The 25214-nt window shown below is 60.8% G+C and carries 22 protein-coding genes; 17 read left to right on the top strand and 5 right to left on the bottom strand.

The genetic code is table 11. From position 1 onward, the window contains the following. The first annotated feature begins 17 nt into the window (after positions 1 to 17). The 5 genes from AB7828_RS15985 to AB7828_RS15965 all read left to right on the top strand — a co-directional run bounded on the left by AB7828_RS15985 (position 18) and on the right by AB7828_RS15965 (position 6738). Complete coding sequence (locus AB7828_RS15985; RefSeq protein ID WP_093757018.1) at positions 18 to 1352, top strand: LLM class flavin-dependent oxidoreductase; 1335 nt, start codon at positions 18 to 20, stop codon at positions 1350 to 1352. 23 nt (positions 1353 to 1375) lie between these two features. Continuing rightward, a complete protein-coding gene (locus tag AB7828_RS15980; protein WP_441230579.1) occupies positions 1376 to 3142 on the top strand; it encodes an ABC transporter permease subunit in 1767 nt (588 codons plus the stop codon). 136 nt (positions 3143 to 3278) lie between these two features. After that, positions 3279 to 4232 carry a LysR substrate-binding domain-containing protein gene (locus tag AB7828_RS15975; RefSeq protein ID WP_320445378.1) on the top strand — a complete coding sequence of 318 codons (954 nt, stop codon included), beginning with the start codon at positions 3279 to 3281 and terminating at the stop codon, positions 4230 to 4232. Positions 4233 to 4572: 340 nt separating this feature from the next. Beyond that, entirely contained in the window at positions 4573 to 5319 is a 747-nt protein-coding gene (locus tag AB7828_RS15970) for a class II aldolase and adducin N-terminal domain-containing protein (RefSeq protein WP_441230578.1), read from the top strand. Positions 5320 to 5460: 141 nt separating this feature from the next. Continuing rightward, entirely contained in the window at positions 5461 to 6738 is a 1278-nt protein-coding gene (locus AB7828_RS15965; RefSeq protein WP_441230577.1) for a flavin-containing monooxygenase, read from the top strand. Positions 6739 to 6956: 218 nt separating this feature from the next. Here the strand turns inward: AB7828_RS15965 and AB7828_RS15960 are convergent, their stop codons facing one another. Then, positions 6957 to 7490, bottom strand: coding sequence for a flavin reductase family protein (locus AB7828_RS15960; RefSeq protein ID WP_441230576.1), 534 nt, complete (start codon positions 7488 to 7490; stop codon positions 6957 to 6959). Positions 7491 to 8097: 607 nt separating this feature from the next. Here AB7828_RS15960 and AB7828_RS15955 point away from each other — a divergent pair. From AB7828_RS15955 to AB7828_RS15935, 5 genes are all read left to right on the top strand, one after another. Continuing rightward, complete coding sequence (locus AB7828_RS15955) at positions 8098 to 8964, top strand: ABC transporter substrate-binding protein (protein ID WP_244527955.1); 867 nt, start codon at positions 8098 to 8100, stop codon at positions 8962 to 8964. 49 nt (positions 8965 to 9013) lie between these two features. Next, positions 9014 to 10624: an amino acid ABC transporter permease/ATP-binding protein gene (locus AB7828_RS15950; RefSeq protein WP_441230575.1), complete on the top strand. Its 1611-nt coding sequence runs from the start codon at positions 9014 to 9016 to the stop codon at positions 10622 to 10624. A gap of 46 nt (positions 10625 to 10670) precedes the next feature. Beyond that, complete coding sequence (locus AB7828_RS15945) at positions 10671 to 11912, top strand: acetamidase/formamidase family protein (RefSeq protein WP_441230574.1); 1242 nt, start codon at positions 10671 to 10673, stop codon at positions 11910 to 11912. Between the two features lie 128 nt (positions 11913 to 12040). Beyond that, positions 12041 to 14401: an acetamidase/formamidase family protein gene (locus tag AB7828_RS15940; RefSeq protein ID WP_441230573.1), complete on the top strand. Its 2361-nt coding sequence runs from the start codon at positions 12041 to 12043 to the stop codon at positions 14399 to 14401. An 18-nt stretch (positions 14402 to 14419) separates the two neighbouring features. Then, a complete protein-coding gene (locus AB7828_RS15935) occupies positions 14420 to 14806 on the top strand; it encodes a RidA family protein (RefSeq protein WP_441230572.1) in 387 nt (128 codons plus the stop codon). A 25-nt stretch (positions 14807 to 14831) separates the two neighbouring features. Here the strand turns inward: AB7828_RS15935 and AB7828_RS15930 are convergent, their stop codons facing one another. Then, entirely contained in the window at positions 14832 to 15269 is a 438-nt protein-coding gene (locus AB7828_RS15930; protein ID WP_068735340.1) for a MarR family winged helix-turn-helix transcriptional regulator, read from the bottom strand. Positions 15270 to 15442: 173 nt separating this feature from the next. On the opposite strand from AB7828_RS15930, the gene AB7828_RS15925 reads away from it, so the two are divergent. From AB7828_RS15925 to AB7828_RS15895, 7 genes are all read left to right on the top strand, one after another. After that, positions 15443 to 16624: a substrate-binding domain-containing protein gene (locus tag AB7828_RS15925; RefSeq protein WP_441230571.1), complete on the top strand. Its 1182-nt coding sequence runs from the start codon at positions 15443 to 15445 to the stop codon at positions 16622 to 16624. Between the two features lie 166 nt (positions 16625 to 16790). Next, positions 16791 to 18305 carry an amidase gene (locus AB7828_RS15920; RefSeq protein WP_441230570.1) on the top strand — a complete coding sequence of 505 codons (1515 nt, stop codon included), beginning with the start codon at positions 16791 to 16793 and terminating at the stop codon, positions 18303 to 18305. Positions 18306 to 18340: 35 nt separating this feature from the next. Then, a complete protein-coding gene (locus AB7828_RS15915; RefSeq protein ID WP_441230569.1) occupies positions 18341 to 19198 on the top strand; it encodes a branched-chain amino acid ABC transporter permease in 858 nt (285 codons plus the stop codon). A gap of 4 nt (positions 19199 to 19202) precedes the next feature. Next, positions 19203 to 20423, top strand: coding sequence for a substrate-binding protein (locus tag AB7828_RS15910; protein WP_441230568.1), 1221 nt, complete (start codon positions 19203 to 19205; stop codon positions 20421 to 20423). An 80-nt stretch (positions 20424 to 20503) separates the two neighbouring features. Then, entirely contained in the window at positions 20504 to 21526 is a 1023-nt protein-coding gene (locus tag AB7828_RS15905; RefSeq protein ID WP_244628662.1) for a branched-chain amino acid ABC transporter permease, read from the top strand. Between the two features lie 2 nt (positions 21527 to 21528). Beyond that, positions 21529 to 22263, top strand: coding sequence for an ABC transporter ATP-binding protein (locus AB7828_RS15900; RefSeq protein WP_441230567.1), 735 nt, complete (start codon positions 21529 to 21531; stop codon positions 22261 to 22263). Continuing rightward, positions 22256 to 22957 (top strand): ABC transporter ATP-binding protein, encoded by a 702-nt coding sequence (locus AB7828_RS15895; protein ID WP_068734624.1) that lies wholly within the window; start codon positions 22256 to 22258, stop codon positions 22955 to 22957. The genes AB7828_RS15900 and AB7828_RS15895 overlap by 8 nt, the downstream gene beginning before the upstream one ends. 174 nt (positions 22958 to 23131) lie before the next feature. On the opposite strand, the gene AB7828_RS15890 is transcribed toward AB7828_RS15895, so the two are convergent. From AB7828_RS15890 to AB7828_RS15880, 3 genes are all read right to left on the bottom strand, one after another. Next, complete coding sequence (locus tag AB7828_RS15890) at positions 23132 to 23674, bottom strand: GNAT family N-acetyltransferase (RefSeq protein ID WP_184511882.1); 543 nt, start codon at positions 23672 to 23674, stop codon at positions 23132 to 23134. A gap of 25 nt (positions 23675 to 23699) precedes the next feature. Next, positions 23700 to 23924 (bottom strand): hypothetical protein, encoded by a 225-nt coding sequence (locus AB7828_RS15885; RefSeq protein WP_184511881.1) that lies wholly within the window; start codon positions 23922 to 23924, stop codon positions 23700 to 23702. An 85-nt stretch (positions 23925 to 24009) separates the two neighbouring features. Further along, positions 24010 to 25209 carry an acetate/propionate family kinase gene (locus AB7828_RS15880; RefSeq protein ID WP_441230566.1) on the bottom strand — a complete coding sequence of 400 codons (1200 nt, stop codon included), beginning with the start codon at positions 25207 to 25209 and terminating at the stop codon, positions 24010 to 24012. Positions 25210 to 25214 lie beyond the last annotated feature (5 nt).

Below are 25214 nucleotides of genomic sequence, written 5' to 3'. Positions count from 1 at the left end.
TCGAACTGGTACTGACGATGACATCAAAAAAGCAGATCGTTCTATCGGCGCTTGTCCATCCGCATGGCATCTACAAGGGCGCCTGGCGGCATCCGGACGCCGAGGCCGGTCGCGTCAATGATGTCGAATACTACAAGGAGGTCGCGCAGCTCTGCGAGCGTGGTTTGCTCGACCTCTTTTTTATCGCCGATACGCCTGCGGCGCGCACCGACAATCTCGACATCTGGACACGATCGCCGCTGTTCCAGAACGTAATGGAGCCGGTGACGCTGCTTGCAGCGCTGGCCGGCGCGACGTCACGGATCGGCCTCGGGGCGACGGTTTCGACCAGCTTCTTCGAACCCTACAATATCGCGCGGCAGTTCGCGTCGCTCGACCACATCACAGGCGGACGCGCCGCCTGGAACGTGGTGACGTCGGCCAATGACTATGCAGCCCGCAATTTCGGCCTCGACCGGTTACCGCCGCATGGCGAGCGCTATGCCAAAGCGCGCGAATGCCTCGAACTCGTGAAGTCCTATTGGGACACCTGGGATCAGGATGCGTTTGTCTTCGACAAGGAGAAGGCGATCTATTTCGATCCCAAGAAGTTTCACACCGTCGATCACAAGGGCGCATATTTCACGGTGCATGGCGGCCTCAATATCGCGCGACCGCCGCAGGGGCATCCCGTGATCATCCAGGCTGGCGCATCGGAGAGCGGCAAGGAGCTCGCCGCGCAGACCGCCGAAATCGTATTTGGGACAGGCGCCGAGCCCGAGGCTGCCAAGGCGTTCTACAGCGATCTCAAGGGCCGGATGCCGAAATTCGGCCGGGATGAATCGCAGCTCTTCATTCTGTCCGGATTGAGCACGGTGATTGGCCGGACCCGCGAAGAAGCGAAGGAAAAATTTGAATATCTGCAGTCGCTGGTTCCGGTCGAAGTGAAGGTCATGGCGCTCAGCAACGATCTGGAGGTCAATCTGCTCGATCTGCCGCTGGACGAGCCGGTGCCCGTCGATCGCATTCCGGCCTCGTCCAATCTGCACCAGGCCTATTTCAATCAGATCGCGGACATGATCCGCGGCCAGAAGCTCACGCTGCGCGAGATGGCCAATAAATATACCAGGGGATCGAAGGCCATGTGCGCCACGGCCAACGAAGTCGCTGACTTCATGGAGAGCTGGATCGAGCAGCGCTGCTGCGACGGCTTCATGCTGTCGCCTGCGGTTGTTCCGGGTTCGCTGAAGGAGTTCATTGATGAGGTCGTGCCGGTCCTTCAGGAGCGCGGCATCTACAAGACGGCTTACAAGGGGAAGACACTGAGAGAGAATCTCGGGCTCTATCCCGTCGCCAACAAGAATTCGCTGTAGCAGACAGCGATCGGGGGGGGGACGTGACGTCGTTAGACCTATCTTCAGCAGTCCTTCCGGTGACGGGGAAGCCGAGCTTTCGTTTCGGGCCTATTTGGCTTGCCTTGCCAGGCGTGGCATTCCTGCTGATCTTCTTCCTGTGGCCAACGCTGCACATACTCGTGTCGGCCATATGGGGAGGCGACAGCGGCTTCTCGTTGAAGGCCCTGCTGGCGGTCTTCACGTCGCCGTCCTACAGCCGAGTCATGACGACCACGTTCACCGTCGCCATCCAGGTGACGGTGCTTTGCGTGCTGATCAGCTATCCGTTGGCCTACTGGCTAAGCCGGCATTCGGCGAGGCGCCAGCGATTGATGATGATGCTGATCCTGCTGCCATTCTGGACCAGCGCTCTGGTCAAGAACTTTGCATGGCTCGTCCTGTTCGGCCGGAACAGCAGTTTTGCGCAGCTCATCATGTCGATGGGCGGAGCCGGAGATCGGCTGCTGTTCAACAAGACGGTCGTGCTGTTCGGCATCGTACACACGCTGGTGCCGCTTTGCGTCATCGCAATGATGCCGACGCTGAACCAAGTCAACAAATCGCTTCTCTCTGCTGCGACGACGCTGGGCGCGAGTCCGACGCAGGCATTCTGGCGGATCTTTCTTCCGCTTTCGATGCGCGGCGTAGCGACCGCCGGCCTGATGATTTTCATCACGTCGCTCGGCTTCTTTATCACCCCGTCGCTGCTCGGCAGCCCGCGCGAGACGATGGTGGGGCAGCTCATCATCGAGCAGATTAACGAATTACAGAATCTTCAGCAGGGGAGCGCGTTCGGTGTGATTCTGCTCGCCGGGGCGATCATCGCAGTGGTGCTGTTCGACCGCGTATTCGGTCTTTCGGGCATGGGCGGCGGTGGTGGGCAATCGCAGCCGGACAGCCCTGTTCGTCGCTTCGGCCTCCGGCTCGCCGGCCGCATCGGCAACATCTTCGACCCGGTGGCGCGCAGCTATCGTAATACGTTTCGTGGACTGCCGGGATCCCGCCTGCTGGGATCGTACAGTTTGCTCGTGATCGCCATCCTGCTCGTCCCCGTGATTGCGATCATCCCGATGGCATTTACGAGCGGGAGCTTCCTTGCCTTTCCGCCGCCTGGCTTCAGTCTTCGCTGGTTCGACACTTATTTCGCGTCGCCGATCTGGATGGCTGCCACCGCCCGGTCGTTCGGAATCGGCGTGGCTTGCGCGGCGCTAACGATCGTGGTGGCGGGGACCGTTGCCTTTGCGGTCGTCCGCTCAGGAAGCAGACTGGCGGGCGCCATCTTCATCTTCTTCATGTCGCCGATGATCGTGCCGCATCTCGTCATCTCGATAGGCCTGTTCTACCTGTTCGCGCAGATGTCGCTGATCGCGACAGATGTCGGCCTCGTGCTCGGCCACAGTGTGATCGCAACGCCCGTCGTCTTCATCATCGTCCTGTCGACTCTGCGTGGGCATGACTGGCGGCTGGATGACGCGGCGCTCACGCTCGGGGCCTCACCTCGCAAAGCGTTTTTCAGGATCACGCTGCCACTGATCAGCGGTGGCATCGTTGCGGGGCTGATCACGGCCTTCCTCATCTCCTTCGAAGAGTTGACGATCGCGCTCTTCATTGGCGGTGGTCTGATCACGACGCTCCCCAAACAGCTTTGGAGCGACATCTTCCTCCAGATCAACCCGACCCTGGCGGCTGCGTCCGTTGTCGTGCTGGGCGTTGTGACGGTGCTGTTCCTGCTGATGGAGGTCATCAGCTATTGGCGAAAGCCGGCTTGACCGCGCCCATCGGGACAGGTGTATAAAAAGCGAGCATCGGATCGCGGAAGCCTGGATGCGAGCGTCCGGGTCTGCTTGGAAACACTCGCATCGACATGGCGGCCCGTAACGCCGATGGCAAGATCGCGGGTTGGCAATGCGTTTTACGTTAAGACAGCTGGAGTATTTCGTGGCTGCCGGGGAGACGGGCAGCATTACGCTCGCGTCCGAACGCATCAACATATCGCAGCCGTCGATCTCGACCGCCATCTCACACCTTGAGAAAGAGCTGGGCGTCCAACTGTTCGTCCGGCATCACGCGCTCGGTCTGTCGCTGACGCCGGCCGGGCGAAGTCTGCTTCGGGAAGCGAAGAACGTACTCAATCAGGCCGAGCAACTCTATTCGGTCGCCTCCGATGTCGACGGGCAGGTTCGTGGCCAGATCACGGTTGGCTGTCTGGTGACACTGGCGCCGATGGTCATGCCGGAACTGGCGCATTCGTTCACCACCGCATTTCCGGATACCCAGATCAGGCATATTGAGCTCAATCAGGAGCAGCTTCTCGAAGGGCTGCGCTGTGCCGAGATCGATGTCGTCATAACTTACGACCTGCAGTTGCCATCGGGGATCGCATTCACGCCGCTGGCCCAGCTGCCCGTGCATGTCGTGGTCAGCGAAAACCACAGATTTGCATCCAGATCGGCCGTATCGCTCACCGAGCTCATCGACGAGCCGTTGCTGCTGCTGGATCTCCCGTTAAGCCGCGAATATTTCCTCGCTTTATTCATGGGCGAGGGATTCGAGCCGCGCATCGGCGGACGTTCAGCATATCAGGATGTCATTCGCACGATGGTTGCGAATGGCTATGGCTATACGCTGGCCAATGTGAGGCCGAGATCTGATACGGCGCTCGACGGCAGGAAGGTCGTCCGGGTGAAGCTCGTCGGTGAATACCGCCCGATGGTGATCGGCGTCGCGACACTGGCGCAACTGACCAAGTCGCGCCTGATCGAAACGTTTCAGGCGCATTGCCAGGCGCTGATTTCCGAGGACTACATACCCGGCATGGTGGCTCCCGGCGTCGATCATCCGGTATCCGGAAAGAAGTGAGCAGGGCGCGCCGACTCGCGCCGATCCTGCCCGGTTCAGGATCAATGCTGCCGACTATGCAGGCATGCCTCGGAAAAGCGGAAGGCGTCCTTCGCGAAAGCGAATTAGGCCGAAACCGGCAGGTTCAGTAAGCTCAATCACAAGTCCAGCGCATCCGCCGAGCAGCGTTCGAACTGCATCATCCAGATGTGGTGACAAACGTCCGGTCTTCGGTACGCGCCGTTGGGTCGCGTCTTCACAGCGTCGATCAACGTTGGCGCGTCGAAGCCAGAGCCTCGGCAGACGATCGTCGTAGCACGCGGCGGTGCGCAGCATATGTTTCGCAAATCGGAGCCAGTCATTGACCACCGAACCGAATGATTCCAACGAACGCCAGCTCAGAATTGACCTCGCGGCTGCTTTCCGCCTGTTTGCAAGGCTGGGTATGCACGAGGCTGTCGCCAACCATTTCAGCGCGGCAGTGTCGAGCGATGGTCGTAAGTTCCTGATGAATCCGAAGTGGCGACACTTCTCGCGGATCAAGGCCAGCGATCTCGTGTTGTTCGATCTCGATGCAGATGGCTCGTTCGGAGGTCGGGCATCCGTAGATCCGACTGCGTGGTCGATCCACAGCCAGATGCACAGCCTGCTTCCGCAGGCACGCGTCGTGCTGCATCTGCATCCGCCCTTCGTCACGACCATTGCCACGCTGGCCAACCCCGACATCAAGCCAATCGACCAGAACACCGCGCGCTATTTCAACCGTGTCGCTTTGGATGCCGCATATTCCGGAATGGCCGACAGCGAACAGGAAGGCGCGCGTCTCGCAAAGCTGCTGGGCAACCGCTCGCGCCTGATGATGGGAAATCATGGCGTGATGATTGCGGCGAGGACGGTCGGCGAGGCGTTTGACGACATGTACACCATCGAGCGTGCGTGCCAGACCCTGGTGCAGGCCTATGCCACCGGTCAGCCGCTGAATGTGCTGCCCGACGATATTGCCGAACGCACCGCGCACGACTGGGAAGGTCTCACCGATTTTTCCGAAGCGCACTTCGCCGAAATGAAAAAGCTGCTCGATGCGGAAGATCCGTCCTACGCGCATTGAGCGTTTGTCGTCATGCGTCGATCGGCGCGCGGAGCCTTCACATCGGTCGAGCCTAAGCACCAGGAAGCCAAATGATAATGATCGCGTGCTGGTGCGTTGCTTCAACATCGATGCGTGGATGATCCAGAAGTGGATACAGGAATGTCGATCGAGCGCGTAGACACGATTGTGGTGGGCGGAGGCCAGGCTGGTCTCGCCATGAGCGAACATCTGGGCATGGCGGGCGTGCCGCATGTGGTGCTCGAACGGCATCGGATTGCCGATCGCTGGCGGACCGCCAGATGGGATTCGCTGGTCGCCAACGGCCCCGCATGGCACGATCGCTTTCCGGGGATGGAATTTCCCGGTGCGCATCCCGACTCGTTTCCCGGCAAGGAAAGCGTCGCGGACTATTTCGTGTCCTATGCCGAAATGATCGCTGCGCCGGTGCGCTGCGGCGTTGATGTAACGTCCGTCGAACGGATGGCCGGACAGCCGGGATTCATGGTCAGGACCTCCGCGGGCAATTTCGAAGCGATGAACGTGGTCGCGGCGACCGGGCCGTTTCAGGTGCCCGTCATTCCGCAGATCGTTCCGGAACGCGCTGACATCATCCAGCTGCATTCCAACGACTATCGCAATCCCGGCCAGTTGCCGGAAGGCGCCGTCCTGGTCGTTGGCGCAGGCTCGTCCGGCGGCCAGATTGCCGACGAATTGTTGCGTGCGGGCAGGCGCGTCCATCTGTCGGTCGGGCCGCACGAACGTCCGCCGCGGGCCTATCGCGGCCGCGACTTCTGCTGGTGGCTCGGCGTGCTCGGAAAATGGGACCTGGAAACGAAGCAGCCGGGCACCGAGCACGTCACGATTGCGGTGAGCGGCGCGCGTGGCGGCCAAACCGTCGATTTCCGGCGACTGGCGGCTGAAGGCATGCATCTCGTCGGTTCGACAGCGTCGTATGATCAGGGCAAGGTGCTGTTCGCGAATGACCTCGCCGACAACATCGCCCTGGGCGATGCGTCCTACAGAAGCTTGCTGGACGAGGCCGATGCTTATATCGCGCGGTTCGGGCTGGACTTGCCGCCCGAGCCGGACGCGCGCATCGTCAGGCCCGATCCTAACTGCATAACTGATCCAGTGCGCGAACTGGATCTCGCGACAGCCGGCATCACATCGATTGTCTGGGCCACGGGTTTTGCCACCGACTATAGCTGGCTGAGAGTCGATGCATTCGACGCGGTGGGCAAGCCGAGGCACCAGCGCGGCGTGTCTTCCGAACCCGGGATCTATTTTCTGGGACTTCCTTGGCAGTCGCGCCGTGGGTCGGCATTTATCTGGGGCGTCTGGCACGATGCGAAGCATCTGGCGGACCGCATCTCCACACAGCGGCGTTATACCGACTACGATAGGTCGGCGCGACGCGCGGTCGGGCATGCAAGCTAGTCCGTACTGGCAGGTTCCGGAGCAGGTTCGTCCTCGTGTCGACAGGGCTCGCGGTTCAGGCCCTGGCGGGGCCAGGATGGATTGTGAGATCGACGGTACGGCAGTTATTCCGGAACAGGCGGGGCGGAGGGCGCCGTCCATGCGCGCTTCTCGACATGATCGATGAGCGTGTAGTCCGGTCACGGTACGCGTGTATCTTACGCGCTGATGATCAATCGTCAGCTTGCGTTGCAACCGGATGCCGGGACCGATCGCGGGGCAATGGGCACGGCAGACCGATAGGCACGGTTCGCGTAGATCAGAGGCGATCCTTCTGTGGCGAGCGCAACGTCCTGGACTTCGCCGAAGAAAACGTAGTGGGTACCGATCTTCTTCCACAAGGACAGGGTACAGCTGAAGGCGACCAGTCCGTCGACGACACGGGGAGAGCCGTTGACGTCGGGAGCCCAGGTCGCGCACGAGAATTTGTCGCCGTCTCCAGTGGTCCATCGCTTCGCAAAACAGTCCGAAATGCCGGATTGATCATCCCGCAGCAGGTTGACGCAGAACACGCCGTTCACCTTGATCGCTTGGGCGGTCGCACTGGTCTCGTTGATGCAGACGAGCAAGGTCGGCTGTGGCGTATCGGCCGAGACGGACGACATTGCCGATACCGTCGCGCCCTGGCGGCCAGCCGTGCCATCTGTCGTTACGATACTGACGGTGCAGGCCGCATTGCTCATGCCGGCCAAGAACTGATCGCGCAGTACCATGGTTATGGACCTCTAAGGAGCTGACCGCTCGGAGCGAGCGATATCCTTTCACGAGTACCCTTGAGCGGGCTCGCCGCCGACCCGCGGATGCGTATCTGCTCCCTAGAGTTGCCCAACCCATGACTGCGATAAATTATCGGTTTTGAGAGCGATGCTTCTGATTTTCAAAAGTGCCAAGTTGCGGTAGCCAAACGGGCGTGTGGCCGGTGCATCTCCCATCGTGAATTGCAGAAGCTAGTGCAATCACACCAGGGTCGCTGGTCGTCCTTGTACGCGCGAGCGCCGCCGATCATCTTTCCATCTAACCGATCGATGTAAACTGCGGAGCCGATGGCTCGACGCCGCTTCTGGCGCGCAGCAGTCATTTGGTGAATACGATCTGCCTAGTAAGAGCCCCATCGCCCATTAATGTGGCAGCTCTGCCCAAATCATAGGAGCGGACGATCCAAATTATTGTACGTCCCGGGACAAGCTTTCTGCGGACATGCGCCCGTAGGCTTCCTCGAGGTTAGGAACATGGTTCAGGCCATGACAACGTCGAAGGAGCGATCGAATGGTCAAGTTGCATTTTGCTGACATCCGTAGGCTTTGGCCTGAAACGGACGTGATGATCGGATGGCGTGCGGCGGCAGTGGGCGCGCTATTGGCGGTCGGCACCTTTGTTCCGATGTCGGCGCAGGCGGCCGTGCCGGCGGCTTGCGCCGAGTTGCAGGCGAAATATCCGGACTGGAAAGGCAAGACACTCGTCAACGCCATTAATCCGCATACACCGGGCTATGAATCGATCGATCCCAAGGATCCCAACAAATATATCGGTTTCGATATCGATCTCGGTGAGCAGATCGGCGAATGCCTTGGCTTCAAGCTGACCTACAAAGCTGTGACCTTCGCGGCCTTGCTGACCACGCTGGCATCGGGCCAGGCGGACATCGTGATTTCCGACATCTATGCCACCGAGGAGCGCGCCAAGGCCGCCGATTTCATCACCTATTCCAAGGTGTTCGACGGCGTGCTCGTCGCCAAGGGTAATCCGAAGAAGATCACCGGTATCAACACCTCGCTGTGCGGCACGGCTGCGGCGGAAAACACCGGCTATGTCGAAGTGCCGCTGATCCAGGCGCTGGGGCCGGAATGCAAGAAGGAAGGCAAAGCGGAGCCGACCATCCAGCTCTATGACAACAATGCCAACTGCATCCAGGCGATCCTTGCCGGCCGCGCTGATACCTATATCAACGACGTCAACACCGTCGATAACGCGGTGAAAGCCTATCCGGACAAGCTTGAGAAGGCGGTCGCGGTGACGATCCCCTATCAGGTCGGCATTGCCGTGCCGAAGGACAAGCCCAAGTTCCGCGATGCAGTGAAGGCCGCACTCACCGAGATCTACAAGTCCGGTGATCAGCTCGCGCTGCTGAAGAAGTGGAAACTCGATCCGGAAAACCTGATGGAGCCCGGCCTGCTGACGGTGAAGTAACGCCGGTCCGCAAGCAAGGATCACTCTCACGTAAGGGCTTTCTGCCTCCATGGAGCTGTTCCTCCACTATCTCAGCATGCCGTATATGATCGAGGGCATCCAGGCGACCTTGCAGGTCACCGCCCTCGGTCTGTGCGGCGGGCTGATCCTCGGTGTGATCCTGGCATGGATGCAGCTCAGCAGGTTCAAGCCGCTGGCATCCTTCGCCCGGGTCTATGCCGTGATCTTTCGCGGCACCCCGCTGATCCTGCAGATGGTGTTTGCCTATAACGCCCTGCCGCAGATTGGCATTAAGCTTCCCGCCATTCTCGCAGCCGGCCTGGCGCTGGCCTGCAACGAAGCGCCATTCATCGCCGAGATGCTGCGCTCCGGCGTGCTCGGCGTTGACCGCGGTCAGGTGGTGGCCGGTCAGGCGCTCGGCATGACCCCGGGCGTCCTGATGCGCCGGATCATCGCGCCGCAGGCGATCCGGTCGATGATCCCCGCTTTCGGCAACGAAGCGGTCAGCGCGCTGAAGAATTCGTCGCTGGCCTCCGTCATCGCCGTGCAGGAGCTGACGCTGCGCTCGACGCAACTGGCGTCCTCGACCTTCGATTTCTTTTCGATCTTCTTCGCGTCGGGTTTGATCTATCTGCTGCTCACAGCGGCGATCGCCGGCATCCAACTGCTTCTGGAATGGAAGTTCGACCTCGATCGCACGACCAGGCAGAATCAGTTCATGCGCTTCATGCCGTGGTATCGCGCGCCTGGCAGCGACGATCCGCTGGCGCCGCAGGTCGACATGCCGTCGGAAATCCTGCCCGACGGTGGCATTGCGGAATTACCGCCGCCGCGGATGCGACCGGAACGCGCCGATCGCACCAAACGCGCGGAGATGCTGGCGCGCAACAATGTCGCCGTCGAGGTCTCCGATCTCCGCAAGAGCTACGACAGGAACGTGGTGCTCGACGGCGTCGACATCACGGTCAGGATCGGTGAAGTGATCGCGCTGCTCGGACCAAGTGGCTCCGGCAAGAGCACGCTGCTCCGCTGTATCAACAATCTCGAACTGTGGAACGGCGGCGCCATCAAGGTCGCCGGCCGCCAGCTCGGCTTCAACGCGCATGGCAAGCCGCTGTCGCCGCGGCTGCTGGCGAATGCCCGCGCCGAGGTAGGCGTCGGCATGGTGTTCCAGCAGTTCAACCTGTTCGGCCACCTCACGGCCAAGGAGAACATCGCCGGCCCGCTGCGCTGGGTGCATGGCGTCGCGCGCGCCGATGCCGAGCGTCGTGCCGATGAACTCCTGGCGCGCGTCGGTCTCAGCCACCGCGCCGATGCGCTGCCGCGGCATCTGTCCGGCGGCCAGCAACAGCGCGTTGCCATCGCCCGGGCCATCGCGCCCAATCCAAGCGTGCTGTTGCTGGACGAGCCGACGTCGGCGCTCGATCCCGAACTGGTCAACGAGGTCCTCGAAGTGATCCGCAGGCTCGCTGTCGAGGACGGTCTGACCATGATCATCTCGACGCATCAGCTGCGCTTTGCCAGCGAAGTGGCCGACCGTGTCGTGCTGCTCGCCGGAGGCGCGATCATCGAAGAAGGCCCAGCCGGTGAAGTCCTGACCAATCCGCGCAATCCCGTCGCGCAGCGTTTCCTCAATGCGATGGAGGCGGAAGTCTCGTGATCGTCGCGCCTGTGAAGTTCGTCCATTTGCTACCGAGGGCCTCAGCATGAAACATCATCTTCTTCCGGTGTCGCCGAAGACCGTTCACTGGGGCTATTTCAGCAAGGTGGTCACGCCGTCGCTGACGCTGAAGTCGGGCGACCGCGCCACCATCGAAACGCTGACGCATCATGCCAATGACGATTACGAGCGCATGATCGAAGGCGATCCCGGCGCCGAGAGCGTGTTCAAATGGACCCGCGAGCACAAGGCCATCGTCCGCCGCGGCTCCGGCCCGGCGGAAGGTCCGTTCATTCGCGGCTCAGGCGAAGGCGTCGGCGTGCATCTGCTCACCGGGCCGGTGGCGATCGAAGGCGCAGAGCCGGGCGACGTGCTGGAAGTGCGTATTCTCGACGTGCGCCCGCGGCCGGCCTGCAAGGCCTGTTATGCCGGCAAGTGTTTCGGCTCCAACGTCGCCGCGAATTGGGGCTTCCACTATCACGACCTGATCGAGGAACCGAAGCCGCGCGAGGTCGTAACGATCTTTGAGCTCGATACGTCGGGCGAGCCGTTTGCCAAGGCGGTCTATAATTATGTCTGGACGCCGCAGACCGACCCCGATGGCATCCTGCATCCAACCATCGATTATCCCGGCGTGCGCGTCGATCATGCGACCATCAGGAAACGCGAAAACATCCTGCCTAACGTCAGGGTGCCGGCACGGCTGCATTTCGGCACCATGGGCCTCGCGCCATCCGAGGAGGATTTCGTGTCGTCGATCCCGCCGAGTTACACAGGCGGCAATATCGATGACTGGCGCGTCGGCAAGGGCGCCAAGATGTTCTATCCCGTGGCGGTGCCCGGCGCGTTCTTCTCGGTCGGCGATCCCCATGCCGCGCAGGGCGACAGCGAGCTCGGCGGCACGGCCATCGAGACCTCGCTGACCGGCGATTTCGAGTTCATCCTGCACAAGCATCGTGACCTCGGCGGTACGCCCCTCGAAGGCCTGACGCATCCGATGCTGGAAACCGCCGATGCCTGGTCGGTCTACGGCTTCACCTTCCCGAATTATCTCGCCGAACTCGGCGCCAATGCGCAGCTCGACGTCGCTAATCATTCCAGCCTCGATCGGGCCATGCGCGATGCGTTCCGCAAGCTCAGGCGTTTCCTGATGACGGTGCACAAGATGAGCGAAGACGAGGCGATCTCGCTGATGTCGGTCGGTGCGGATTTCGGGGTGACGCAAGTGGTCGATGCCAATTGGGGTGTCCATGGCACAATCCGCAAGAACGTCTTCCGCTGCGACTAAGCGGATGAAATTGCACTGAATTCGGCTACGAGGATGATGGCGCGGTGATCGGGGAAGTTGCAGGGCAGGGCGCTGCGTCCTTCGGGATGGCACGGAGGTTGCTTCGCTTCGGCTATGAAGGTCGATGCATGAGCCTCCGTCCGTTCACCAGTGAATCCTACTCTGAAGACGACCGCCCCGAAGCATGGCGCGACGTCCTGAGTTCGATTGGCCTGCAGCCGACGGCTGCAACGACCACGCATCACGGCCACGCCACCGCGGTTCGTCGCACCTTCGAAGGTATTGCACTGGCCAAATTGTCTGCTGGCGCGCAGGCGATCTCGCCCCTGTCGGATCTGGCCAGCGACCATCCCCTGGTGCTGCTGCCGCTTGAGGATGGCGTCGCGCTGAAGACGGCCGCCGGACATCAGATCGTCGCCGCTGGACATCTGCTGCTGTTACCCCGCAAGGGCGATTGGAGCGTATCGTTCCAGCGCGACATGCGCGCGGTGGTGCTCTCGGTGACGTCCGATCCGCTGCACAGTCGCCGCGCCAGTGCACCCGCCATTGCCGATGTCCAGATCGTAGGCCCCGGCGGCTTCGGAGATGTGTTCGCGCGTATGATGGAACAGGCGGCCCGCAACCTCGAAACATTATCCGATGCCGAATGGTCGGCGATCGCACAAAGTCTTGCCGATCTGTTGCCGACCTTTACACGTCAACTGGCCGAGCCGACGGCCGATCTCAACAGTGGCACGGCGACCAAGGCGGCGACCTTGCATCGGCTGTGCCAAACCATCGAGCGACGCCTCGACGATGCGGATCTGACACCGGCCAAGGTGGCGCAGGCCGAGGGCATCTCCGAACGTTATCTGCAGAAACTATTCGAAGGCACGGGCAGCAGCTTTACGCATTACCTGCGCGAACGCCGGCTGCAGCGCACCTGGGCCGATCTGTCGAATCCGTCCGAGGCGCATCACTCGATTTCCGAGATTGCCTTTCGTGCCGGCTTCAATGACTCCGCGCATTTCAGCCGCACGTTCCGTCACCGCTTCGGCCTGTCGCCGCGCGAATTCCGCCAGAATGAAGCCGAGCGCTTGACGGCGTCGGCCACGGCGGCGGGACAACGCGGATGGCCGCAGGAAGCGCTGGCGCAGTTGCGCAGCCAGCACGCGCCGTCGACCACGGGGAAGATTGCGCAGCCGGAGCCGGCCGAGACGATCACGCACGGCATCGCGGATGCTTCGAAGAATCTCCGGCACCATCATCTTGCCGCCGATGCATCTCGCGTGCACTGGGGGTATTTCAGCCGCTCGTTGCCGCCGCAGATCGAGATCAATTCCGGCGACACGATCACCATCGAAACACTGACGCAGCACGCATCCGACGATCCCGAGCGGATGATCAAGGGCGATATCGGCGCTGAGAGCGTGTTCTGCTGGACGCGCGATCAGAAGAATGTCGATCGCCGCGGTGCCGGTCCGATGGACGCCTCGATCTATGGCCGCGGTGCCGGTGAGGGCTTTGGCGTCCACATTTGCACCGGGCCGGTGGCGATCAGGGACGCGCAGCCCGGCGATGTGCTGGAAATCCGCATCCTCGACATCGTGCCGCGCGCCAGTCGAAATCCGGATTTCGACGGTCAGGTTTTTGGCAGCAGCGTCGCGGCATGGTGGGGCTATCACTACAAGGAATTTCTTGCCGAGCAGAATGCGCGTGAGGCGGTGACGATCTACGAAATTCTCGATCACGACGACGTGCCATATGCGCGCGCGCTCTACTCGTATCGCTGGGAGCCGCAGACCGATCCGTTCGGCACCGTGCACAACACCTACGACTATCCTGGCATTCCGATTACGCCGGCCTCTGTACGGCGTCGGCATGACGTGCTCGACGGCATTCGCATTCCTCTGCGCCCGCATTTCGGTGTCATTGCGGTGGCGCCGCGAGAAGTCGATCTCGTCGATTCAGTGCCGCCAGCATATTTTGGCGGTAATCTCGACAATTGGCGGCTCGGCAAGGGATCGACGGTCTATCTGCCGGTATCGGTGCCCGGCGCATTGCTGTCGGTCGGCGATCCCCATGCCGCACAGGGCGACGGCGAACTCGGTGGCACGGCGATCGAATGTTCGATGACCGGAACCTTCCAGGTGATCCTGCACAAGAAGGGTAATCTCGCCGGCCAGGCGTTCGCCGATCTCACTTATCCGCTGATCGAGACCGAGAGTGACTGGGTGCTGATGGGCTTCAGCCATCCGAACTATCTCGCTGAATTCGGCGCCAAGGGGCAGAGCGAGGTCTATGCGACCTCGTCGCTCGATCTCGCGATGAAGGACGCCTTTCGCAAGATGCGGCGCTTCCTGATGAACATCAAAGGTCTCACCGAAGACGAAGCGATCGCGTTGATGTCAGTCGCGGTCGACTTCGGCGTGACGCAGGTCGTCGATGGCAATTGGGGCGTCCATGCCATTCTGAGCAAGCGGGTGTTCGACCACACGTCAAAATCATAAGGTCCAGGAGACGCGCTGTTGCAATTTCACATGATCTCCGGCGGGCCGAAGCCGGTCGCGCCGTTCAGCCATGCTGTGGAGACCGACGGCTTCGTGTTCGTCACCGGGCAGATGCCGGACACGCCGGCAATACCGGGCGTGCTGCCCGATGGCATCGTGGCGCAGACCGAAGCGGTGATGGAAAATCTGCGCGTGGTGCTCGCGGGGCTCGAGCTCGGCTTCGAGCACATCACCATGACGCGGATCTATCTCACCGAGTTCAAGCGCGACTACGTGGCGATGAACGAGACCTATCGCAGCTATTTTCCACCGGATCGCCTGCCGGCGCGGACCTGTGTCGGCGTCACGGGCCTCGCTTATGACGCTCTGATCGAAATCGACCTGGTCTGTCGACGGCCCACATAATGGTCGGTGCGAAGAGATGGAAAACCTAGTTCGCCTTTTCGATCAGGCTTTCGAGCAGGCGCTTCAGGTCGGCCGTTGCCTTGTTGCCGTAGTTCTCGGCGATATGGGCTTCCTGGCTCAGCGCCAGCGAGTTCAGCCGCTGGGTCAGTGTCTTGCCGCGGTCGGATATGAACATCACCACCTTGCGGCGGTCGTCGGGGTCCTGCACCCGGTAGACCAGCGCATCAGACACCATGCGATCGACCATCTTGGTCAGGGTCGGATGATTCAGCAGAACCGCATCGGCGAGGTCGCCCATGGAGTGGCCCTTGCCGTCGGACAGCACTTTCAGAATGCGCCACTGTTCGACCGGCACGCCTTCCTTCTTGAAGCGCGCATCGAGCTGGCGATTAATTTCCCGGTTCGCCTGCGCCAGCAGATAAGCGAGGTGTTCGGTGATGGGCGTGCTCGGCGTTCTGGCCACGGTTGGGAAACTTTGCTGGAAGGGGTGATGAATATTAAGCGACTTTGCCTGATCCATATGCACGGGAATCGTTGAATATTCAATATTTTCCTCTACGATATTTTCTTTCGCACGATTTTACTGCCGATAAATTGACGCCGCACCGCCGCTGACAACGTCGAAAGGAGAGCGACATGCTCTCGTCACTGCAGATTGCAACGACCGGTGCGCTGCCGATGCCGGCGCCATGGTTGCTGAAGGGCTTTCAGGACAGCGGGGGAGGTCGTGCCGCTATTGCACGTCCCGATTTGTTTCCGCGGCGTCGCAATCGCGAAAAGCTGCGCGTCGTCAATTTTATCGGGCTGTCCGGCCCGGCCGGGATCTGGGGCCTGGCGGGCACCAATAGCATGATGCTCGCGGCATCGGAGATCAATCGGCGCGGCGGCATTCTCGGGCGCGAGATCGAGCCGGTGTTTCATGACGCCGGCGGCGATATCGATGGCGTTGTCCGCACGGCAGCCGACATGATCGCGGCTGGTGATGCCGATGTCATCATGGGCTCTCATATCAGCGCGGTCCGCGTCGCGTTGCGCAAGGTGATCGCCGGGCGCGTGCCCTATATCTATACGCCTGTCTATGAAGGCGGCGAACGCACGCCCGGCGTGATGGCGATCGGCGAGACGCCGCGCGATCAGTCGCGCCCCGCCATCGAATGGCTGGCGAGTGAAAAGAAAGCGGCGCGTTGGTATCTGATCGGCAGCGATTACGTCTGGCCGTGGCTGGCCCACAAGGCCACCAAGACATATATCGCCGGCGCCGGAGGGCGCGTGGTGGGGGAGGAATTCGTTGCGCTTGGCGAGCAGAATCACGATGCCCAGATCGCCCGTATCCGGGCCGCCAAGCCGGATGTCGTGGTCATCTCGCTGATCGGTACCGACAGCATCGTGTTTAACCGCGCCTTCGCCGAACATGGTCTCTCGTCGAAGGTTCTCCGATTGGCGGGTGCCATGGATGAAACGCTGCTGCTCGGCATGGGCGCGGATAGCTCCGAGGGGCTCTATTGTGCATCGGGCTATTTCGTCGACCGCGCGTCGGCGGCGAATGATGCATTCCGTGCGCAATATGAAGCATCGTTTGGACGCTGTGCGCCTGTGCCGGGATCGGTCGCGCAGTCGAACTACGAGGGGCTTCGGTTTCTCGAATCCGTGGCGACCAACGCGGGCTCATTCGACGTCCGGCCGATGCTGAACGCGGCGTCCAGCGTGGCCTATCACGGCGCCCGCGGTGAGGTCAGCATGCGCGGCGGGCGGGCGAAAATGCCGATCTATCTTGCCGAAGCAGACGGTCTGGATTTCAGGCTCATCCGGACATTCTAGGTCAGTCGCAGACCCGATCAGGACGACCCCGAAAAATAATACTTGAAAAGGAAAATATTTCTCTTTCTAATGATGCGTGAAAGGCAACACCGTCGTCGCCTTGACGGCGTGGGCATCCCGAAGAAATGCCGCGCCGGTTGCATCGTGGATATCAGGAGAAATCATCGTGGCCGTTTCACTTCCCACTCCCGATCAACTCCTCGCCGTCGCCGATCAGTGCGGCCTCGCGCTGTCCGATGAGGACGTCATCTCGTTCCGCGCGCTGATGCAGGGATCCGTCGATGCCTACAACGTCGTGGCGGCGATGCCCGACGAAGTACCCGAAGTGAAATATCCGCGTACACCTGGCTATCGGCCCGCGCCGGAAGAGAACACGCGCAACGCCTGGTATCGGAAGTCCGTGGTGAAGGGTGCGCCCGGCGGCAAGCTCAAAGGCAAGACCGTCGCGCTGAAGGACAACATCATGCTGGCCGGCGTGCCGATGATGAACGGCTCCTCCACGCTGGAAGGCTATGTGCCGGATTTCGACGCCACCATCGTCACGCGCATGCTGGACGCCGGCGCCGAGATCATGGGCAAGGTGCATTGCGAATCCTTCTGCATGTCCGGCGGCAGCCACACCAATTCGACGGGCAACGTGCATAACCCGCACAAGATGGGCTATTCCGCCGGCGGGTCTTCGTCCGGCAGCGCCGTTGTCGTGGCGCTTGGCGAAGTCGACATGGCAATCGGCGGCGATCAGGGCGGCTCCATCCGCATGCCGTCTTCCTTCTCCGGCACCTATGGCATGAAGCCGACCTGGGGTCTGGTGCCTTATACGGGCATCATGCCGATCGAGATTTTCGTCGATCACACCGGCCCGATGACATCCAACGTCGCCGACAATGCGCTGTTGCTGGAAGTGCTTGCCGGCGATGACGGTTATGATCCGCGGATCAAGTCGCCGGAAGTGCCGGAATACACCAAGGCGCTCGGCGCCGGTGTCAAGGGCATGAAGATCGCTATCGTCAAGGAGGGTTTCGAGCAGCTCGGCGCCGAAGACGCGGTCAACCGCAGCGTTCGCGAAGCCGCCAAGCGCTTCGCCGATCTCGGCGCGACAGTGGAGATGATCTCGATCCCGATGCATCTTACCGCGGCGGCGGTCTGGACCCCGATCGGCACCGAAGGCATGACCCAGACCATGATGGTGGGCGACGGGTATGGCCTCAGTCGGTCGGATCTCTATTCGACCTCGCTGATGGACGCCCATCGCGGCTGGCGCGGGCAGGCGGATTCGCTGTCCGAAACCACCAAGCTGCTGCTGCTGTTCGGCACCTACATCAATAACAACTTCGGGCCTCGTTTTTACGGCAAGGCGCTGAACATCTCGCGTCGCGTCACGGCTGCCTATGACAAGGCGCTGGCGAGCTATGATCTGTTGCTGATGCCGACCACACCGATGAAGGCGACACCGCTGCCAGCGCCCGGCGCGCCGCGTGAAGAAGTCGTCGGCCGCGCTTTTGAGATGATCTCCAACACCTCGCCTTTCGACATCTCGCATCATCCGGCGATGTCGATCCCCTGCGGCATGGTCGATGGTCTGCCGGTCGGGCTAATGCTGGTCGGCAAACATTTCGACGAGATGACCATCTATCGCGCCGCGCACGCTTTCGAGCAGTCCGCTGATTGGAAGACGATGTGAGGAATCCATGCAGAAGCGGGGATCGGTGATCGCGCATGGATAATCTGATCATGGCGATCTTCGAGATCGCCAGTTTCGGGGCGATCGTCGTGCTGGTCGTGCTGGGGCTGGGGATCATCGCCAGCATGATGGGTATCTTCAATTTCGCGCAGGGCGAGTTCGTTCTGCTCGGGGCCTATGTCACCTATATCGTCCATTCCGCCGGCGCACCGGTGTGGCTGGGCATGATCGCTGCACCCTTCGTGGTCGGTGCTTTAGGCTTCGTGCTGGAGCGGCTGATTGTCCGGCGCTTCTATGCCGCGCCGATCGTGGCAATGCTCGGCACCTATGCGCTCGGACTCATCATTCGCGAGATCGTGCGTGGCCTGATCGGTGGGCTGTATCTCTCGGTGCCGGAGCCGGTCGGCGGCTCGGTGACCATTGGTGGCATGCATTTCTCAACTTGGCGTCTGGTGATCATCGTGATCACCGCACTGGTGATGGCAGGGAGCTATCTGCTTCTGGCGCGCACCGCGTTCGGCCTGCGCATCCGCGCTTCCCTGGAGAACCCGGCGCTGGCGCGAGCCTCCGGCATTTCGACCAACGCAATCTATGGCGCAACCTTCGCCTTCGGCGCCGCGCTCGCAGGTCTGGCCGGCGCGCTGATCGTGCCGGTGTTCACGCTGTTCGCCGATCTCGGCATTCGCTTTCTGATTCAGGGCTTCGTCGCCGTCATGGTCGGTGGCATCGGCTCCTTTGCCGGACCGGTGGCTGGCGCAGGCCTGATCGGCACGCTCAGTGCAGCGCTGCCGTGGGTGATTTCGCCCGTTATCGCCGACGTCGCGGTATTCGTGCTCGCCATCATCTTCATCAAATTCCGGCCGCAGGGCCTCGTTGCAGGAAAAGGGGTTTAGTCCAATGTCTCATGACGCCAACACTCTCAGCCGCCGCCGCTTTCTTGGCAACTTCGCCTTTGCTTCGACGGCCATCGCTACCGGTATCGGAAGCTGGGTCATCCCCGCAGGCTGGGCTAACGCGGCTGCCGGACCGATCAAGGTCGGTGTCGGTACCGATCTGACCGGGCCGATGGGCTATGCCGGCAATGCTGACGCCAATGTGGCCAGGATGGTGATCAAGGACATCAACGATGCCGGCGGCCTGCTGGGCCGACCGTTGGAACTGTATATCGAGGACACCGCGTCCAATGAATCCGTCGCGGTCGGCAATGTTCGTAAGCTGATCCAGCGCGAAAAGGTCGATCTGGTCATCGGCGGCATTACCTCGTCGATGCGCAACGCCATCAAGGACGTGATCGTCTCCCGCGGCAAGACGCTCTATATCTATCCGCAGCTCTATGAGGGCAAGGAATGCACGCCCTATCTGTTCTGCACCGGGCCGACGCCGGCGCAGCAATGTGATGAATTCATTCCCTGGCTGATCAAGAATGGCGGCAAGAAATTCGCGCTGCCCAGTGCCAATTATGTCTGGCCGCATACGCTGAACGTCTATGCACGCAAGGTGATCGAGGCCAACGGCGGCGAGGTCGTGTTCGAGGAATACTACCCGCTCGACCAGATCGATTTTTCGTCGACCGTGAACCGCATCATTTCGAACAAGGTCGATGTCGTCTTCAACACCGTCATTCCGCCAGGTGTCGGGCCGTTCTTCAAGCAGCTCTCCGAAGCGGGCTTCCTCAAGAATGGCGGGCGGCTCGCCTGCGTCTACTATGACGAGAACACGCTCAGCATCAATCAGCCGGCCGAAATCGAGGGCCTCGCAAGCTGCCTCGATTACTTCAAGGCGCTGACGCCGGAAGATCCGTTCAGTGCCAAGCTCCAGGCGGCCTACGAAAAACAGTTCCCGGGCAATTTCCTGTTCGCGGCTGGCAGTGCCGCGACCGGCACCTATCGCGGCCTGAAACTGTGGGAGGCGGCCGTCAAGGAAGCCGGCAGTGTCGATCGTGATGCAGTTGCCAAGGCGCTCGACCATGCCAAGATCGCCGAGGGTCCGGGCGGTCCGGCCGAGATGGTCCCCGGTCAGCGGCATTGCAAGATGAAGATGTACACGGCGGTGGCCAAGGGCGGAAAATATGAGGTCGTCGCGCGCAGTGCCGGTCTCGTCGATCCCAAGGAATGCTGAGCCGATAATCCGAACCTCGCGGGAGTGACCGATATCACTCCCGCTTCTCTTTCTCTCATGCCGGCAACCTGATGACCGAGATGACGCCACTCTCTGCCGTATCTCTGACGCGAGGCATCAGCGCATCGCGCCAATGGCGCGTGCTGCCGATGATCGAGATCGCGGTGCTGGTCATTGGCCTGCTGCTGCCGCTAGTGCTGCAGGACTATCTCACCGTCTATGCCACGCGCGTGCTGATTCTCTGTCTGTTCGCGCTGTCGTTCGATCTGGTGTGGGGCTATGCCGGAATTATGAGTTTCGGCCAGGCCGTGTTTTTCGGCTCGGCCGGGTATGGCGTGGCGCTGCTGGCGCGCGATCTCGGCATTACGTCCATCCTGCTGGTGCTGCCCGCCGGCCTTCTGATCGGCTTTGCCTTTGCGCTGCTGCTCGGCGGCTTTCTGCTGCTTGGTCGCCATCCCGCCAGCGTCATCTTCGTGGCACTGGGCACACTGACCGGCTCCTATGCCTGCGATCGTCTGGCGCGGGGGTGGTATTATCTCGGTGGCCAGAACGGCATTCCCTCGATCCCGCCGATGACAATCGGCAGCTATGAGCTCACAGAGGGACCTGCCTATTACTACATGGCCATCGGCTTCCTGATCGTGGTCTATCTGCTCTGTCGTTTCTTGATGCGCTCGCAATTCGGCCTCGCGCTGGCCGGCCTGCGCGAGAACGAACAGCGCATCGCCTTCTTCGGCTACAAGGTGCAGCACCTCAAGGCGATCATCTTTTCGCTGAGCGGGGCTATCGCTGGGCTCGCCGGCAGTCTCTATGCGTTTCACGAAGGCTTCGTCTGGCCCAACATGCTGGGTGTCGTGATTTCCACCCAGGTGGTGCTCTATGTGTTGTTCGGCGGTTCCGGCACGCTGATCGGCGCCGTGATCGGCACGGTCGTCATTGAGGCCGTCAGCTTCTGGCTGTCGAACAGCTATCAGGACATCTGGCCGATCATTCTTGGCGTATTGCTGCTGCTGGTCATCCTGTTCCGGCCCGCAGGACTGATCAGCCTGTTGTTGTCAGAGCGGGAGCGGGTCGGCAGCTTCGGCCGTCCGGGGAAGCGATAGTCATGGCGCTTCTGGAAGCAAAAGGCCTCATCAAAATATTCGGCAAGCTCACGGCGCTGAACGGCGCCGATCTCACCATCGCTGCCAATGAATTTCACGGCCTGATCGGACCCAATGGCTCCGGCAAGAGCACGCTGATGAAATGCATCGCCGGTGCGGAGACGCCGACGCAAGGCACCGTCACTTTCGGCGGTCGCGATATCACGCAGGCCTCGCCAGCCGAGCGCGCCCGCGCCGGCATGAGTCTGAAATTCCAGATCACCAGCGTGCTTCCGGCTCTGACGCTGTACGACAACATCTTGCTGGCGCTGCAGGCACAGACATCGCTGCTCAATCTGGCGCTGTCGCGCACCCGCGGCGTGCTGCATGACAAAGTCATGGCGATGCTCGAGCAGTTTCGTCTCGTCGATCGCGCCCACGAGCCGGCCTCCGCACTGTCGCACGGGCAGCAGCAATGGCTTGAGATCGCGATGGCGCTGGCGCCTGAGCCGAAGCTCCTGCTGCTCGATGAGCCGACCGGCGGCATGAGTCTGGAAGAGCGCCGCGTCACCGGCGAATTGTTGCAGCCGATCAAGGCGCGCTGTTCGCTCGTCATCGTCGAGCACGATCTCGATTTCATCCGCGATATCTGCGACCGCCTCACGGTGCTGGATCAGGGCCAGATCCTGCAGACTGGCTCGGTGCAGCATGTGCAGTCGTGTCCCAAAGTTCAGGAGGTCTATCTCCGCCGTGCCTGACGATAAATTCCTTGATATCCAGTCGCTGGATGCCGGTTACGGCCGCAGCCAGGTGCTGTTCGGCGTCACGCTCAGCGTGCCGTGGCGCGGCGGCGTCGCCATTCTCGGCCGCAACGGCGCCGGCAAAACCACGCTGATGAAGGCTATTGTCGGTGAGTTGCCGGTGCTCGGCGGTGCGGTGAGCCTCGATGGCCGCGATGTCGGCAAACTGCCGACCGAGCAGCGCATCCGCCGTGGCGTCGGCTATGTCCCGCAGGAACATTCGGTGTTCGCGAAACTCTCGGTGCGGGACAATCTCGCCGTCGGCGCGCTGACCAATCGCGACAGCGGGGCAGTCAACCGGGTCTTGGAGATTTTCCCCAAGCTCGGCCAGCGGCTCGATCAGTTTGCCGGCACATTGTCCGGCGGTGAGCGCAAGATGCTGGCGATCGGGCGCGCCATGCTGTCCGATCCCAAAATCTTGCTGCTGGATGAGCCGACTGAGGGCGTCTGGATCGGTGTCATTGAGGAAATTACCGAGCGCCTGATCCTGCTGGCGAAGGACATTGCCGTCGTCATCGTCGAACAGCATCTCGATCTCGCGCTTCGCGTCGCGAGCCGCGCTTACGTGCTGGATCGCGGCCGGGTTGCGCTGACAGGTTCGGCCGGCGAGATTCGTGACGATCCGAGATTGTTGCAGTATTTGGCGCCTTAGAGCCAAGCGAGATCGTTGGCACGTACCTCTTTGCAGCCTTCGCTTCAGGGTGAATAATGTCCGCGTTTGGCCCAACGCGGACATCGTCATAAAACGCTTCTGATCCGGAAGTCCGGCCTTACTGAGTGTTCGAGGTCGCCCTTCGGAGTGCCGGATTGCAGGTGGTGCATTTATTCAGAGGTTTAAAGTGACATCATAAATTCCGTGATCTTCCGTGTCGGCGATGATTTCGAAACCCAGCTCTCTACACATTTGAAGCATGATCGTGTTTTCGCGCATGATTTGGCCAACGATCTGTTTAAGCCCTTCGGAGCGGGAATACTCAATAATCAACTGCATCAAAGCCCAACCGAGCCCTCTGCCTTTGAGGTCCGATTGAAGGAGGATGGCATACTCACCGGAAACGCCGTCATCTTTACGATGCATCCTGACGACGCCAAGTGGCTCCTGGCTCGCCTCATCGAACGCGATGAACGCCATGGCTTTAGCGTAATCAATCTGCGTCAGGCTTACGAGAAATGGATGGGTGAATTCTTTGATGGCACCAAAGAAGCGAAGCCTGAGATCGCCTTTATTAACGTGGGAGAGAAGCGTCAGAACCGAAGGTTCATCCGCCGCCGTGATCGGCCGCGTAAAAATTCTCCAGTCAGAATTGAGAACGAGATGTCGCTCCCATTCGACCGGATAAGGACGAGTTGATCCACCGACCGCGTTCATGTGTGGCTCGTGGCCTGATCCGGCACTAAAAGCCACCCTGCAGCTTGGCAGAGAGCACCTTCAGAATACCTTCGTAAGTGGTGATCATCTTCTTGTGCCGATCGATTGTCTCGGCCGTTATGTCCTGCCAGTCGCCGCCGGTGGCGCGCTTGCCGATTTGCAATTCGCCAGCTTCCATAGGCGACATGTGCTCGTGGCATTCGTCCAGAGCTTCCCTGATGCCATGTGCGTATGTTTCTAGATTTATCATGGGTGCCTCGTTGGTTATACGGTGCGGACGCGTAGCAATGCCTGTCGAATTTTCGCGATCTTGTTTGAAGTAGAAAATGACTCTCCTAAGTTGAAGCGGATTCGCAATCAGCTAAGTCTCGTACGCAGTAACGCGCGATGATCAATTCCTCGTTCGTCGGAATGATCCTTATTTCAATTCTGCTGTCCCTAGTGCTGATGCACGCGAATCCGGCATCGTTTGCTTCTGCATCGACGGTGAGACCCAACCAGTTCAACTGTTCGCAAACGCGCCGTCGAATTTCCTGTGCGTGCTCGCCAACCCCGCCGGTGAAGATCAGGCAATCCAGACCACCAAGGCTATTGACCATCATCGCCGTTTCTCTGGCGATGGAAGCCACGAACAGATCGATGGCTTCGGAGGCATGCGGGTCTTTACTGGCGAGCAGTGCTCGCATGTCGCCTGACAATCCCGACACTCCAAGCAGCCCAGATTCTCGGTAGAGCAGATTTTCAAGATCGGCTGTCGACATTCCGCGGTCTTGTTGCAGATAGAGGAGCACGCCAGGATCAATGGCGCCGCAGCGGGTGGCCATCACCAGGCCGTCGAGTGGGGTAAAGCCCATCGTGGTGTCGATACTGGCACCGCCACGCATGGCGCATAGGCTGGCGCCGCTGCCCAGATGTGCAATAATGCACCGTTTTTCGGCGGGAGATGGTGAGAGTTCCTGGAGTCGTCCGGCGATGAACTCGAACGACAGTCCATGAAATCCATAGCGGCGGATGCCGGTGTCGTGGAGCTGGCGTGGAATGGCAAAGCGGGTGGCGGAGGCGGGAAGTGAGTGGTGGAACGCCGTGTCGAAGCAGGCGATTTGAGGCAGTTCCGGGCGTTCGGTCATGATGGCACGTATCGGCGATAGACAGCGTGGCTGATGCACCGGCGCCATCGGTGTCAGCTTGGCAAGCTCGTTGACTATCGATCCCGTCAATCGGACCGGCGTTGCGAAGGCCAATCCGCCATGCACCACGCGATGACCAACTGCAATCAGATCGTCACTGGCAAGATAGCCATCGACCCAGTTCAACGCATCGAGCAGCAGCTCTTCTCCGTGGCCGTCTACGACCTTGCGATGCCGATCATAGAGAATGGCTCCATCGGTCTCCTTGATCGTCAGGCGCGGTTCGACCTCGTGTTCGTCCAGACTCCCTCGGCAGAGCAATCTCGGCCCCCCATCCGATGCGATGTCGAATAGCGCAAGCTTGATGCTTGAAGAGCCGGAGTTCACGACAAGGACGGCATCTGGCATTGTTT

The sequence above is a fragment of the Tardiphaga sp. 215_C5_N2_1 genome, from assembly GCF_052076055.1.
In the GTDB taxonomy this organism is placed as follows: Bacteria; Pseudomonadota; Alphaproteobacteria; order Rhizobiales; family Xanthobacteraceae; genus Tardiphaga; species Tardiphaga robiniae.
Note: the sequence above shows the minus strand (reverse complement) of the source record. Positions and strands in the feature narration are given on the sequence as shown.